8 protein-coding genes are annotated in these 15,500 nt (G+C 72.5%); all 8 read left to right on the plus strand.

Going from position 1 to position 15,500, the window contains the following annotated elements; translation table 11 throughout:
* Positions 1 to 361: 361 nt before the first annotated feature.
* Positions 362 to 2,047 (plus strand): Hsp70 family protein, encoded by a 1,686-nt coding sequence (locus CcI49_RS38295; RefSeq protein ID WP_076834582.1) that lies wholly within the window; start codon positions 362 to 364, stop codon positions 2,045 to 2,047.
* A gap of 140 nt (positions 2,048 to 2,187) precedes the next feature.
* Complete coding sequence (locus CcI49_RS38300) at positions 2,188 to 5,886, plus strand: hypothetical protein (protein WP_076834584.1); 3,699 nt, start codon at positions 2,188 to 2,190, stop codon at positions 5,884 to 5,886.
* 549 nt (positions 5,887 to 6,435) lie between these two features.
* Positions 6,436 to 7,971 (plus strand): glycosyl hydrolase, encoded by a 1,536-nt coding sequence (locus CcI49_RS38305; RefSeq protein ID WP_347280175.1) that lies wholly within the window; start codon positions 6,436 to 6,438, stop codon positions 7,969 to 7,971.
* 354 nt (positions 7,972 to 8,325) lie between these two features.
* Positions 8,326 to 9,519, plus strand: a complete 1,194-nt coding sequence (locus CcI49_RS38310) for an HpcH/HpaI aldolase/citrate lyase family protein (RefSeq protein WP_054565053.1) — start codon at positions 8,326 to 8,328, stop codon at positions 9,517 to 9,519.
* Entirely contained in the window at positions 9,516 to 11,138 is a 1,623-nt protein-coding gene (locus tag CcI49_RS38315; protein ID WP_083749973.1) for a phosphoribosyltransferase family protein, read from the plus strand. Before CcI49_RS38310 ends, CcI49_RS38315 begins: the two co-directional genes overlap by 4 nt.
* On the plus strand, positions 11,135 to 12,316 hold the full coding sequence (locus CcI49_RS38320) for a cysteine protease StiP family protein (protein ID WP_054565052.1): 1,182 nt from the start codon (positions 11,135 to 11,137) through the stop codon (positions 12,314 to 12,316). Before CcI49_RS38315 ends, CcI49_RS38320 begins: the two co-directional genes overlap by 4 nt.
* Positions 12,313 to 13,155 (plus strand): hypothetical protein, encoded by an 843-nt coding sequence (locus tag CcI49_RS38325; protein WP_054565051.1) that lies wholly within the window; start codon positions 12,313 to 12,315, stop codon positions 13,153 to 13,155. Before CcI49_RS38320 ends, CcI49_RS38325 begins: the two co-directional genes overlap by 4 nt.
* Positions 13,156 to 13,386: 231 nt before the next feature.
* Entirely contained in the window at positions 13,387 to 15,405 is a 2,019-nt protein-coding gene (acs, locus tag CcI49_RS38330) for an acetate--CoA ligase (RefSeq protein WP_076834587.1), read from the plus strand.
* Positions 15,406 to 15,500 lie beyond the last annotated feature (95 nt).

Consider the following 15,500-nt stretch of genomic DNA (forward strand, 5'->3'; position numbering starts at 1 on the left):
CCGCACGGCGCCGAGCACGCTGACCGCACGGCGCCGAGCACGCTGGGCGCACCGCGCCGAGGGGCCTGAGCACCGGGCCGGGGAGCCTGAGCGCACCGCCCCCGGGTGCCTGGGCGCGCCCGGCGCAGGGTGACTGCGCACATCGTGCCGAGGCATCGGAGGCAGCCTGCCGCACTCGGCGGGACGGCCGCCGTCAGCGGCGGTTGGCCACCCCGTCATCATCATGAGGCAGAGGCCGACTTCGAGCATCGTCGGCGGCGAGGCCGGCGGTATGGCCCGGATGGCCCGTCGGTGGGGTGTCGCGTCGCCGGTCGCGGGGGTGTCGGTGGCAGCAGTCGTCAGTGGAAGGGAAGATCAGACGGTGGCAGGCACCAAGGTGTTCGGAATTGACCTGGGCACCACCTACTCATGTATCGCCCAGGTCGACGAATACGGCCGCCCGGATGTGATCCGCAACATCGAGTCGCAGCCCACCACGCCGTCGGTGGTCCTCTTCGACGAGAGCGGTGCCGCGGGAGACGGTGGGCCCGCGGGCTCCTTCGTCGTCGGCACGCAGGCCAAGCGCCAGTCCCGGATCCGTCYCGACGACGTCGCCCGGCTGGTCAAGCGGCACATGGGCGCCTCGGACTGGCGGTTCGTGGCACACGACGTCGAGTACAGCGCCGCCTCGGTGTCGAGCCTGGTGCTCAAGGCCCTCGCCGCGGACGCGCAGCGGGCGACCGGAACGCCGGTCACCGATGTGGTGATCACCGTCCCGGCCTACTTCGGTGACGAGGAGCGCAAGGCGACCAAGCTCGCCGGGGAGCTCGCCGGCCTCAACGTGGTCGACATCATCAACGAGCCGACCGCCGCCGCGTTCGCCTACGGGTTCGCCCAGGACGGCCAGTCCGCCTCGACCGTGCTCGTCTACGACCTGGGCGGTGGCACCTTCGACACGACGGTGATCCGCCTCGACGGCAACGACATCACGGTCGTCGCCACCGACGGCGACCACGAGCTGGGCGGCGCCGACTGGGACAACGAGATCGTCCGCTACCTCGCGCAGAAGTTCGTCCAGGAGCAGCCGGACGCCGGTGACCCCCTCGACGACGTCTACGACGAGCAGGAGCTGCTCACCGCGGCCGAGGACGCCAAGCTCGCGCTGTCCGGCCGGGAGAGCGTGGACGTCCTGGTGGTGCACGGCGRCAAGCGGTGCAGCGTGACATTCACCCGCGCGACGCTCGAGGAGATCACCGCGCCGCTGCTGCAGCGCACGGTCGACCTCACCGGCTCCGTCCTGCAGCGGGCGAAGGAGAAGGGCGTCGACACCATCGACCTGTGCCTTCTCGTCGGAGGGATGAGCAAGCTGCCGGCGGTGTCCCGCCGCCTCGGCGAGGCGTTCGGCCTCACCTGCCGGCTCGCCGACCCGGACCTCGCCGTGGCCAAGGGCGCCGCGGTCTACGGGCAGAAGAAGGCGCTGGAGCGTGAGGTCCGCGAGGAGCTCGTGGCCAGCGGGAAGCTGCGCCCCGACCAGTCCCTCGACGCCGCCGCGACCGGTGACCTCGAGGCCGCCGCGGCGGCGAGCGCGTCCGCCGCCGGGCTGACGACGTCCTCGGTGGTCGATCTGGTTCGCACCCGGGTGACGGACGTCACGTCCCGCGGCTTCGGGATCTTCGCGGAGGACCGCGGCTCGGCCGTCGCCGCGTTCCTGGCCCACCAGAACGACGCCCTGCCGATCGAGGTGAAGCGCACCTTCTACACGATCTCCGACGACCAGGCCGAGGTCGACATCCGGGTCTTCGAACAGGGCACCGGGGTCGAGTCGACCCGGATCGAGGACAACAAGGTGATCGTGGCCGGCGCCATCAGCGGCATCCCGGCCGGCCACCCGCGGGGCACCCCGGTCGAGGTCAGCTTCGAGATGGGGCGTGACCAGACCATCAAGGTCACCGCGACCCATGTCGGGGCGTCCGAGCCGCTGGTGCTCCGGGTCACGGCCGGGGTCGGCAGCGAGAGCATGAAGACGGAGGAGTCGGCGAAGGTCAGTCTCCTCAAACAGCGGGACTGACCGCACCCGCGGCGGCCAGGTGACGGTGGAACAGTGGAGATGAGCACCACCGTGACCGCCGACCGGGCCGGGATCCGTACGCTCGTCGGTGAAGGGGCAAGGCCAGAGCCTGCGGGCGGCGGCGGAACGAGGGTGGAGCGGTGAGCGCGGCATTCGACGGCAGCGGCTACCGGCGACGGGTGCTGGCTGCGCTGCGCGCCCGGACGCCGGTCGACACCGCCGACCCCTTCCTGATCGCGGACCTCGATCCTCGGCGCGAGCACACCGACTCGGAGGTGGCCGCGCAGCTCGCCCGGGTGGTCGCCTTCCTTCAGCGCGAACGCAACTCGGCGAAGTACGCGGCGCTCGCGACCGAGCTCGTCCGGCGGCGTGGCGAATGGGAGGCGCCGCTGCTGGACGGTGACCTCCGGATCCGCCTGCAGGCCCGGGTGCTCGACGCGCGGCGCAGCGGCGACGTCGAGCGGCTCGCCAAGCTCGACGGATACCTCGTCACGCTTCGTGATCGTTTTGGTGGTATCCCGGCATCCCGGATCGCGGGCCTGCGCCGCCTCGCCACCGCCGCCGGCGTCAGCGACCCGGAGTTCGACGCCCGGCTGGCCCGGGAGAAGGTCCTTCCCGACGGCGACCAGGGCGGGGCCGCGCCGCTGGCCCCCGAGGTCCGCAGCCAGATCCGGCAACGCCTCGAGGACCTTCGGGTGCTGCGCGGCGGCGACCTGGTCGGCACCGCCTCGCTGTGGGACTTCCTGGGGGTGGCGCCGGACGCCGGGCCCCAGCGGATCCGGGCCGCCTGGGAGTCGGTTGCCGCCGGCAACGCCCGCCGCCCGCACGACCGGGAGAAGACCCTCACGGCCGACCTGCTCGCGATGGTGCGATCCCGGCTGATCGAAAGCGACCCCGCCCCCTACACCGCCGGCCTGTCGGCCGACGTCGCGGACGAGCTTCGGCCGGCCGTCGAGGAGCACGTCGTACTCGACGGGGAGCTGACCGCGGTCGCCTACGAGGGGCTGGTCCGGGCGGCGCTGGCCGCGGGCCGTGGCCTCGGCACCGAGCAGGTGAAAAGCGTCATCATCGGCATCGCCCGCGACCTCGGCGCCGCCGTGAGCACCGGCGGCGCCGTCGACTACGTGCTGTGCCCCGGCTGCGGGCGTCCCGAGCCGGTCGGCGGGTCCACGACCTGCCGGTACTGCGACACGCAGCTGTACACCGACTGCCCGGCCTGCGGCTCGCTCACCGAGGCGGCGGCCGTGACCTGCCGGCGATGCGGGTACAGCCTGCGCCAGGTCAGAGCCGCCGGTGACGCGCTGACCGTCGTTCGGCAGGCGCTGGAGGACGGCCGGCCCCGGGCCGCCCGGGACGGTCTGAGCCGGGTCCGCGCGGCGCTGGCCGCGGCCGGACCGGCCGCCGGCAACAGCGCGGCCCAGGCGGCGGACGAACTGGACTCCCTGGTGAGGGCCGCGCTCGCGGCGACCGAGGCGGGCTGGCGCGCCCTCGCCGAGGAACGTGCCACCCTGCGCCCGGTCGCGGCGGTCGAACGCGCCCGCTGGCTGGTGGCCCGCGCCGCCGACGTCCCCGGGCCGGACGGCCGCCTGCCGGCCGAGGTGCTCGGGGAGCTGACCGCGGAGCAGGCGGTGATCCGGCGCCGGGTCGAGGCCGCGCGGGCCCTGCCGTCGGACCAGCAGGAGGCGGCGCTCGTCGCGGTGCTGGCCACCGCGGCGGACAGCCAGGACGCGCTGGCCGCGCTGGCGGCGCTGCCGCTGCAGCCGCCGACCGACCTGACCTCCGTGCTGGCGGACGACGCCGTCCTGCTGCGATGGCGGCCGTCCGCGTCCGCCGGGCCGGTCAGCTACCGGGTGGAGCGGATCGTCGTCGACCCGAGCTCGGGCCAGGTCGGCCGGCGGGCGCTGGGCACGACCGGCGCCACCGAGCTCGCCGACTCCGGCGCACCGGCGTGGCGAACGGTGCGCCACGAGGTGACGGCGCTGTCCGGGGAACGGCAGTCCAGACCGGTGAGCACCGCGCCGCTCATCGCCGTGCGTGACATCGCCGACCTGCGGGCCGAGGCGACCCCGACCGGCGTCCGTCTGACCTGGCGGCCGAGCGGGCCGGCGGACACCGTGACGATCGAGCGGATGGTCGACCCGGAGTCCACCGTCACCACGCCGCCCCGTCGGGCCCGGGTCACCGGCAGCAGCTTCCTGGACCCGGACGTGCTGCCGGGCGTGGGCTACCACTACCGCGCGTTCGTCGAGTACGTGGACGTCGACGGCAACGCCGCCCGCACGGCGGGCGCGCAGGCGGAGTTCGGGGTGGTCACCCGCCCGCGGCCGGTGACCGATCTGCTGGCCGGCGCCGAGCACGACCAGATCGCGTTGCGCTGGACCGCCCGGACCGGTGCGCAGGTGCGGGTGTACGCGGTCGCCGTACCGGTCGATGCCGCGGCTGGCGCCGCGGGTGTGATCGGCGTGTCGGGCGGGATCGGCGTGTCGGGTGTGCCGGGCGTTGGCCCGACGATCGCCGGTGTGGGTTCCGGGCCGTTGGCGCTGCTGGGACCGGAGGGCACGGAAGTACCGCTGGCCGAACTGCTTCCGCCGCTGCGGCTGGTCGGCGCGAGCCGGCACGGCCAGCTGCGGGACGCCGCTGTCCAACGTGACCACGGGGCGAGTGAACTGATCTACGTGCCGGTCACGGTCGTCGGTGAGATCGGCATCATCGGGCGGTCGGTCCGGCACCGACTGGCCGCGCCCCCGGTCGGGCCGCCGGCCGCGCCCGCTCCGCCGATGTCCCCGATGCCGCCGTTGTCGCCGATCGATCATTCCTCCGGCCGGGCCGCCTCCCCACCGATCGGCCGCGCCCCGCTGCCAGCCGTCTCGCCGGGCACCCAACCGGTGGTCATCGACGTCACCCCGGCGCCGACCCCGACCCCGACGGCATCGGCATCGCCGATGCCGATGCCGATGCAGGCTCCGGTGCCATCACCGGCGACAGCGCTGATCGAGCCGCGTAGATCCGCTCCGAGCGGGGTTCCGGGCATACCGCACCCCGCCGAGCCCCTGATGGCGGCGGCGCGGGTGGACGCGGATCTCGCCGGTGTCGCGCCGGCTACGGGTGCGTACCGGGTACCGGCCGGGCCGCCGACGGTTGGTATGCCCGGTCCGGCGACGGCGGGCATGCCTGGACCCGCGACGGTTGGTATGCCCGGTCCGGCGACGGCGGGCATGCCTGGACCCGCGACGGTTGGTATGCCCGGTCCGGCGACGGCGGGCATGCCCGGTCCGGCGACGGTTGGTATGCCTGGGCCGGAAACGGTCGGCATGCCTGGGCCGGCGACGGTTGGTATGCCCGGTCCGGCGACCGTCGACATGCCGGTCACCGAGATCTCGGGCGCGGGCGGTGACGCCGGGCCGCACCAGGGCAGGCCGGGTGCGACGCCGCCGGAATGGCGGCCTGACGTGCCGGCCGACGCCGCGGCGGCCCCCCTGCCCAGCTCGCCCACCGGGCAGGTGGTCATACCGGATCTGAGTGGGCTGACCTCGGTGTCGTACACCGTGGCGAAGGCGGGCTGGCGGCGCCGGACGCTGCGGGTACAGGTGCGGTCCACCGGGCCGGTCCCTCGACTCGTGCTCGTCGCCCGCCCCGGGGAGGAACCCCCCACGACGCCGGCCGAGGGGCAGGTTCTCGCGGAGATGCAGGCGGCGTCGGAGGCGGGTTCGTGGACGATGGAGGTCACGCTCGAAGGCGCGCAGCTTCCGTGGGGTATCCGCCTTCTCCCGGTGGTGACGCCGGACGGGCCGCCGCTGTGGGTCGACCATCCCGAGGACGTCCAGCTCGTCATCCGCTGACATCGCCTACCGGCTCCGGGTAGGTCGCGCATCAAAGCACATTCGCGGTTCGGCGGCTGCGTCTCGGTCGAACCGCGACGAATTTCTCCCGTTGTTGATCGGGTGGACCGCGGCGCGGACATCATCCACACCGTTGTGTATCCGTTACTTAAACCGACGGTGATTGTGCTGCGGATGATCTCAAGTTTTTCTTTCGTCGCGCCAGATATTTTCCGGTAGGACCACCCCCGTTCTGGTTAGTCCCTTACGATGAGCCCAATCACTCATACGGAGTATGGCCGGATTCATCCGTGATCCGGCCGGTGTAGCCGGAGAATCCGTCGGACGCGGTCGGCTCTGGCACCGATGCGGCGCGCTGGGATCTCGCCACGGCGGTGGTGGCCCGGAGGGGACGAGCCGTGGGTTGACCTGTGATCGGGTCTGCCGCGTGTGCCGGGCGCCGTTTGTCCGCCGATGATCCACGCCACGACCGAAAGGCGGCGCGCGAGCATGGCCCTGACATCCGGCGGCCGACCGACCCCTCAGGTCGACCGCTCATCCCGAACCGGCTTGCGCCGGAATTCCGAGAACACCCCGCGGTTTCGTCGACCAGGCCCTCGGCGGCACGGGTCCGGCCGCGGGGCGCGGCTGGGGCTGCTGGTCGCGACCGCCCTGCTGTTGCCGTTGGGGCTGGTCGCCCCGGTGCCGGCCGGCGCGGCTGGTACCGCGGCGAGCGCCTCCCCGAGCCCGGCCAGCTCGGCCGGCGCGGTGGATGCCCGTCCGGTACCGGTGACCGGCATGACGGCGAACACGGACACCGCCGGCCAGTCGAGTCTCACGGTCGTGCTCTTCGACGGTGACATCGTGCTGGTCGGGGGGCGCGGGTTCAGCCCCGGTCGGGAGGTCGCCGTCACCGCCGCCACCGCCGAGCTCGGCGGCTCCGCGACGGCTCAGCCTGGTACGGACGGCCGCTTCATTCTCGGGTTCCAGGTGCCTGCCGGCTTCTCCGGCCGGGTGACGGTGACCGCCAGGCAGGACGCGCTGGAGGTGAGCGGCACTCTCGACGTCGTCGACGCGGAGCTGACCGCACCGGCGGCCGAGACGCCGGGCACCGCGACGGCGGAGTCGCCGACCGCCGAGCCGGCCGCGACGCCGGCGCCGTCCACCGGCGCGGCGCCGAGCCCGTCGGCGCGTACCGGGTCGACGCCCGCCACGCCCGGGAAGCTCTCCGGCCTGCCCTGGATGTCGGGTGTCTACCCGTCGCACATCCTGGCGCAGGTGCTGTCCTTCGGGAACTGGCGCGGTCGGGCGAACGACGTGGCGCATGTCTTCACCGTCCGGAGCAAGGGTTGGTCCGCGATGGTCGAGCCGCGCTGGCCGCTGGACCTGTACAAGGGCTTCCAGGGCACGTTGATCATCAGCCAGCCGACCTTCCCGAAGGGGCAGGGCAACAACGCGGCGTGTGCCCGGGGTGAATACGACAAGTACTGGAAGACGTTCGGCACCTTCCTGAAGAACAACGGTCGGGCCGCTTCCATCGTCCGGATCGGGTGGGAGTTCAACGGGACCTTCATGTACTGGCATGCGGACAACGCGGGCACCGAGTTCCGTGACTGTTTCCGCAAGATCTCCACGGCCATCCGGTCCACGGATCCGGAAGTGAAGATCGACTGGACGTTCAACGCGCATGCCTCGCCGGTGCCCAAGACCGGGACTCCGTGGGCCGCCTACCCCGGGGACGAGTACGTCGACTATGTGGGCATCGACTCCTACGACTGGTTCCCGGCCTCCAGGACCGAGGCGGAGTGGAACAAGCAGTGCAACACGCCGAACGGTCTGTGCTATCTCATCAACTTCGCCCGTGAGCACGGCAAGAAGGTCGGCGTCGGGGAGTGGGGTGTCGCCTCGTGCAGCCGCGGCGGTGGCGGCGACAACCCCTTCTACATTCAGAAGATGTACGACACGTTCAAGGCGAACGCCGATGTGATGGCGTACGAGGCGTACTTCCATGACGCCGCTCCCGGGAACGTCTGCTCGACCATTCAGAACGGTGGTCAGAACCCGAAGGCCGGCGCCCTCTATCGGAAGTTGTTCGGCTCCGCGTGATCTGGTCGGATCACACCGGCGGGTGCGAGCGGATCCACGGTGGGTGACCGGATCTCTGACTGGATCTGATCGGAGCGGTCCGGAGCGGTTTGGGGTGTGCACCACCGGCTCCGCCCGGTGGGCAACAACGACGTGTCGGTGAAACGGGCCGTCGCCTCCTGTCATGGGGCGGCGGCCCGTTTGCCGTCGGACAAGGAGTTGTCCACCCAGTCGTCGTGTGGAGTTTCGTCCCGGATCGGTGAAAGGTCGGGGTACCGTCAGCGCCACGGGCCCCAGGCCCCGCCGGAGGCCCTGCGACCTGCGCGGTCACGCCCTCGGCCTCACCGTCGGATCGATCTGACAGGAGCGCGCAGTTTGCGTCATTTCAGCTTCCTCGACGGCGATACCGCCGGGGCGCTGTTCCACCGCGCTCCCCAGGAGATCGTCGCGGGCGACGACCGTCGACTGGTGGCCACCGCCCTTGGCGCGACCCTCTACGCCCCGGGTACCAGGCCGCGCCTGGCCAGGGACGTCCGACGGCAGGTGGCGGCCGGCGTGACCTCGATGGTCCTCTGCCTGGAGGACGCGATCGCAGACCACGAGGTGGTCGACGCCGAGGACAACGTGATCGCGGCCCTGGCGAACCTCGGCGAGGATCCGCCGACCTGTGGCGATGGTGTGCCGCTGCTCTTCATCCGGGTCCGCACCGTTACCCAGATGTCGACCCTGCTGGCCCGAATGGGCGAGGCGGCGCGCGGGCTTCTCGCGGGTTTCGTGCTGCCGAAGTTCGGAATCGAGAACGGCGAGGCGGCGCTGGAGGAGGTGCTGCGCGGTTCGGAGATCCTCGGCCGCCCGCTGTGGGCGATGCCGGTGCTGGAGAGCCCGTCGGTCATTTTCCGGGAAACCAGGGTCGACGCGCTGGGCGGGGTGCGACGCCTGATCGACAAGCACGCGGACAACGTGCTTGCGGTGCGGTTGGGGGCCACCGATCTCTCCGGGCTGTTCGGGCTACGTCGTGACCGGGACCTCACGATCTACGACATCGCCGTGGTCCGGGACTGCATCGCGGACATCGTGAATATCTGCGCCCGGGGCGGTGACCATGTTGTCACCGGGCCGGTGTGGGAGTACTTCGCGCAGCCGGAGCGTTTGTTTGTCAGTGCACTGAGAGTCACGCCGTTCGAGGAAGCGGACCTGATCGAGGGCAGCGAGCGCGGAGCGCGTATCCGGTCCGAGCTCGTCTCGGCCGACCTGGACCGCCTCATTCGCGAGGTCGTTCTCGACAAGGCCAACGGCCTGATCGGCAAGACGGTGATCCATCCGAGCCATGTGCCGGCGGTACAGGCGCTCCATGTGGTCACCCAGGAGGAGTACGAGGACGCGGAGGTGATTCTTGCCGGCGACGCGGGCGGGGTTCGGGCCAGCAGCTATGAGAACAAGATGAACGAGCTTCGCCCGCACCGGTTGTGGGCCGAGGCCGTCCGGCGCCGTGCGCGGGCCTTCGGTGTGCTGCGCGAGCACCTGACCTTCGTCGACGTCCTGGCGGCCACTCAGGACGCACTCCGTTGACGGCGGTGATGCCCGGCGAGGGCACCCGAAACGGCGCGGCGGGGCAGCCGGCCGATCACCTGGCCGACCCGCCGGCGCAGACCCCGGCCGCGAGCCTGGCCGCGAGCCTGGCGGACGAGGACTGGCTGTGGGAGGCCCTGGGCCTGGGCGTGGAGATCCGCGGTGGCGAGCCGGCCGACGAGCTCGACGAGCTGGCCCTGCGCCGGTTGGTGGGACTCGCGCTGCGGCGTAACCCCCGGCGCGCCCATCTGCTGGTCAGCCGGGTGCTCGGCAAGCATCTCCCGGTGCCACCCGAGGTCGCGCTCGACGCCGGCGCCCGCCTGGCCGCGCTGGTCCGGGCGCTGCCCGAGCCGGGCCGGTGGGCCGGGCCGGGGCCCGCGGCGGCGCCGGTGCCGATCGTCATCGGTTACTGCGAGACCGCCACCGCGCTGGGCCACGCGGTCGCCGACGGACTGCCGAACAGCCACTACCTGCACACGACGCGCCGGCAGGTTCCGGGCAGCACCCCGCTGCTGGAGTTCGTCGAGTCCCATTCGCACGCGACCCACCACTGGCTCATGCCGCAGGACCCGGACGTGCTGGCCCAGCCCGGACGGCTGCTCCTCGTCGACGACGAGCTGTCCACCGGGCGTACCGCGCTCGGCACCATCCGCATCCTGCACGCGTTCGCCCCCCGGACGGACTACGCGGTGGCCGCGCTCGTCGATGCCCGGCCACCGGCCGCACGGGCTGCCTTCGCGGCGCTCGCCGCCGAGCTGGGGGTGCGCATCGACGTCGTCTCGCTGGTCGCGGCGACGGTCGCGGTGCCGGTGGACGTCACCGAACGGGCCACCCGCATCCGCGGCAGCGTCGGCACCGCCGCTGCGCCCGAACCGGCACCCGGACCCGCGGTCGACGGCTCGGCACACGGCGCCGCTGGCGCTGACGCCGCCGGTAGCGCCGCCACCGGTGGCGCCGCCGCCGGCGACGCGGGTTCCGTCGACCCGGCCGACACGGCTGGTGTGGCCGACCCGGCCGACCCGGCTGGTGCGGCTGGTGCGGTCACCCGGGTCACGGTGCCCTGGCCCGCCGGTCTGCCGGACGGCGCGCGGCACGGCTGGTCCCAGCACACCCGGGAGCGGCTCACCGCGGAGCTCCCCGCCGTGGCCGACGAGGTGCTGGCCGGCATCGGTGCCGCCCGCGGCGGTGACCCCAGCGCGGGTGGGGACATCCTGGTCCTGGGCACCGAGGAGCTGATGTACGTGCCGATGCGCCTCGCGCAGTGCCTGGTGGAGCGCACCGAACGACGGATCTTCTACCAGTCGACCACCCGCTCGCCGGTGCACCCCCTCGACGTGGACGGGTACGCCATCCGATCGGCGCTGACCTTCCCCGCGCCGGACGACCCATCCCGGGTCAGCCACGTCTACAACGTGGCACCCGGACGCTACGAGGACATCGTGGTCGTCGTCGACGCGGCACTGGACGGCCGCGGGCCCGTGCCCGGCGCCCCCGCCGTGGACGGCCTCGTCGTGGCGCTCGGTGCCTGCGCACCGGTGACCGTCGTGACCATTCCCAGCCACGTGCCTCCCCGCCCCGCGCCGGCGGCCGGTGGGCACCCCGCGGAAGGTGCCGTATGAGCTTCTCCCAGCCCCTCGGGCCCGGCGGCCGGCCACTGATCGGTTCCGGCTCATACCTGCCCGAGGACGTCACCTTCCTGCTCACCGACCTGAGCGACGCGAACCTCGAACGGCCGACGGAGGACCGCGAGGAGGGCTTCCAGTCCGGCCGGCACTACTCCGAGGACCTGCCGATCGAGTACCAGCCCGATGCCGCGTACCTGGACATCTACCGGCAGGCGCTGGAACGTTCGGCGCGGCGGGTGGCGCTGGCCACCGGGATCGTGGCCGAGCTCGTCCGGCACACCAAGCCGGCCCCGGTGCTCGCGTCGATCGCCCGGGCGGGCACGCCGATCGGCATCCTGATGCGGCGCTGGTACCTGTTCCGGCACGGCCTCGACGTCCCGCACTACGCGATCTCGGTCATCAAGGACCGGGGCCTCGACCTGAACGCGGTGCGCCACATCACCGACCGGCACGCCCCCGAGGCGGTCCAGTTCGTCGACGGCTGGACCGGCAAGGGCGTGATGACGAGGGTGCTGACCGAGGCGGTGCGCGGGCTCGGGCCCGACCTGCGCCTCGACGACACCCTCGCCGTGCTCGCGGACCCGGCCCGGTGCGTGCCGCTGTTCGGCACCCGCGACGACTTCCTGATCCCCAGCGCCTGCCTGAACTCGACCGTCAGCGGCCTGGTCAGCCGCACTGTCCTGAACGCCGAGCACATCGGCCCGGACGACTTCCACGGCGCGAAGTTCTACCGGGAGCTGGCCGAGCACGACCTGTCGCAGCACTTCGTCGACACGATCGTCGGCTGGTTCGACGACGTCGCGGACGAGGTCGACCGCGAGTGGCCGCGGCTGTGGTCCGCCGACCGCACACCGACCTGGGACGGCTGGGCCGCGGTCGAGCGCATCGCGGACCAGTTCGACATCCCGGATGTGATCATGGTGAAGCCCGGTGTCGGGGAGGCCACCCGGGTGCTGCTGCGCCGGGTGCCGTGGCGCATCCTGGTCGCGCCCGACCGGCTCGACGAGCTCGCCCACGTGCTCGCGCTCGCGCAGGCGCGCGGAGTTCCGGTGGAGGAGATGGCGGACCTGCCGTTCTCCTGCGTCGGCCTGGTCCGGCCGGTCCGCACCGAGTCCGGTGACGGGCCGGTGTTCCACACACCGGCGGCGCGCTGGCGCCCGGTGGCCTCATGACCGCCCAGGACAGCGCGGGGGCTGGCACCGCGCTGCTCGCCTGCGATCTCGATCTGACGCTGATCTTCTCCCGCAAGCACTTCGGGCTGGCACCGGGAGCCGCGGAACCCGAGGTCACCGGGGTCGAGCAGATCGACGGCGCCGCGTACTCGTTCTCCAGCGACGTGACGCTGCGGCTGCTGGCCGACCTGCAGCGGACGGCGGTCTTCACCCCGGTCACCACCCGCACCCTCGCCCAGTACCAGCGGGTCGACCTGGGGCTGCGGCCCCGGTACGCGGTCGCGGCCAACGGCGGGCACCTGCTCGTCGACGGTGTTCCCGACCCGGTGTGGGCCGGCGAGATCGCCGCGCGCCTCGCCGACGGGTGCGCCCCGCTGGCCCAGGTGCTCGAACTGGCCGAACGGCTCGGGACGCAGGACTGGGCCCGGCTGGTCCGGGTGGCCGACGACCTGTTCGTCTACCTGGTCGCGCACAGCCGGGAGGCGATTCCGGACCTGTCCGAGGTCGCCGCCGAGGTGGCCGCCGCCGGGTGGTCGCTGTCGTCCCAGGGGCGCAAGGTCTACCTGGTTCCGGGACCACTCACCAAGCAGGCGGCGGTGGCGGAGGTCGCTCGCCGCGCCGGTGCGTCCCGGGTGTTCGCCGCCGGTGACTCGGTGCTCGACATGCCGATGCTGTCCGCCGCGGACCGGGCGGTGCGTCCGGCGCACGGTGAGCTGCACGAGCTGGGCTGGGTGGCGCCGAACCTGACGGTGACGAGCGGGACCGGGCTGCTCGCCTCCGAGGAGCTCCTCGGCCTGCTGGACACCTGGGTGCGCGCCGGGCAGCTGGCGGCCTCCTGACGGTCCGGCGGCCTCCTGACCGTGCGTCCCCCGGTACGTCGGACGTCGGACGTCGGACGTCGGACGTCGGACGTCCGTCCCGCCTCCGTTCGTCCGTCGCCGGACCGTCCGCCGCCCGGGGTGCGCCGCTCGCCGCTCGAAGGCCGTGCGGGCCTGGGACGTACCGGGGACGTCGTGATACACYGTGGAAACACGGGGGTTGACCACGCCGACGCCTGTGGGAGGAAATCCATGGCCGCGACAGACACGGGCGATGCCAGCCGGGCCGGTGCCGGCTCCGCCGGTGGTGAGCTGGAGGCGGAGCTTGCGCGGTTGCTGGCGGTCGAGAGCTTCGACCCGCCGGCCGGCTTCACCCCGCGCCAGCCCGAGCAGGCCGACGCGCAGGCCGCGGCCGCCGATCCGGTCGGGTTCTGGGCGGCGAAGGCCCGGGAACTGCTGAGCTGGGACAGGCCTTTCACCCGGGTGCTCGACGACACGAACCCGCCGTTCTACCGCTGGTTCGACGACGGCGAGCTCAACGTCTCGGCGAACTGCCTGGACCGCCATGTCGCGGCCGGGCTGGGGGAGCGGGTCGCCTACCACTGGCGCGGGGAGGAGGGCGAGCGCCGGGACGTCACGTACGCCGAGCTGCTCGCCGACACGCAGAAGCTGGCGAACGGCCTGCTTTCGCTCGGTGTGGCCGCCGGTGACGTGGTCGGCATCTACCTGCCGATGATCCCCGAGGTCGCGGTCGCGATGCTGGCCTGCGCCCGGATCGGCGCGGTCCACAACGTGGTCTTCGGCGGGTTCGCGCCGTCGGCGGTGCGGGAGCGCATGGAGGTCTCCGACGCGAAGGTGCTGATCACCGTCGACGGGGCGCGCCGCAAGGGCCGCACGGCGGCGGTGAAGGCCGGCGTGGACGAGGCGATGGCGGACCTGCCGAAGCTGGAGCACGTGGTGGTCGTGCGCTCCACCGGCCCGGTCGGCGGGGTCGAGACGGCGATGCTCCCCGGGCGGGACGTCTGGTACGACGAGCTGCTCGCGGCCGCGGACCCGGTGTGCCCGCCGGCGCCGCTCGGCGCCGAGCACCCGCTGTTCATCCTCTACAGCTCCGGCTCCACGGCGAAGCCGAAGGGCATTCTGCACACGACCGGCGGCTATCTGCTCGGCGCGACCTACACCCACCGCGCGGTGTTCGACCTGGATCCGGAAACGGACGTCTACTGGTGCTCGGCCGACGTCGGCTGGATCACCGGGCACTCCTACATCGTGTACGGACCGCTGTCGAACGGCGTGACGAGCGTGATGTACGAGGGGGCGCCGGACTATCCGGACTTCGACATCTGGTGGCGGCTGATCGCCGAATACAAGGTCACCATCTTCTACACCGCGCCGACGGCGATCCGGGCGTGCATCAAGTGGGGTGCCGAGTACCCGGCCCGCCACGACCTGTCCTCGCTGCGGGTGCTCGGCTCGGTCGGTGAGCCGATCAACCCGAAGGCGTGGCTGTGGTACCACGAGGTGATCGGCGGCGGGCGTTGCCCGATCGTGGACACCTGGTGGCAGACCGAGACCGGCTCGATCATGATCTCGCCGATTCCCGGGGTCACCTCGACGAAGCCCGGGTCGGCGACCAGGCCGCTGCCCGGCATCACCCCGGCGCTGCTGACCGAGGACGGTGAGCCGCTGGCCGAGGGCACCGGCGTCCTGGTGATCACCAGTCCGTGGCCGTCGATGCTGCGCACCCTGTACCGCGACGACGAGCGGTTCGTCCAGACGTACTTCTCCCGGTTCGGCCCGCGGACCTACCTGGTCGGGGACGCGGCGCGCCTCGACGCCGACGGCTACTTCTGGATCATCGGCCGGATCGACGACGTGATCAACGTGTCGGGTCATCGGCTGTCCACCGCCGAGGTCGAGTCGGCGCTGGTCTCGCACGAGGCGGTCGCCGAGGCCGCGGTCGTGGCCCAGGCCGACGCCGACACCGGCCAGGCCATCGTGGCCTTCGTGACGCTGCGCGGTGACCAGGTCGGCGACGACGACATGATCGCGGAACTCCGTGACCACGTGGCCCACCGGATCGGCAAGCTCGCCCGTCCGCGGCGGGTGATCTGGGCGGAGGACCTGCCCAAGACCCGTTCCGGGAAGATCATGAGGCGGCTGCTCCGGGACGTCGCCGAAGGCCGTGAGCTCGGCGATGTCACGACCCTGCGCGACCCGTCGGTCATGGCCGCACTCGCGGCGAAGGTCGCCACCGCCCCGGACGAGTAGTCGTCCTGGGCGGATAGCGGCGAAGTTGTTCCCGCTTCTTTACCGCCGCGCCGAACCCGGGTGCGGGAAGTTCATGCTCCCTGTTTAGGCTTCCC

Source organism: Frankia sp. CcI49, from assembly GCF_001983215.1.
GTDB lineage: Bacteria > Actinomycetota > Actinomycetes > Frankiales > Frankiaceae > Parafrankia > Parafrankia irregularis.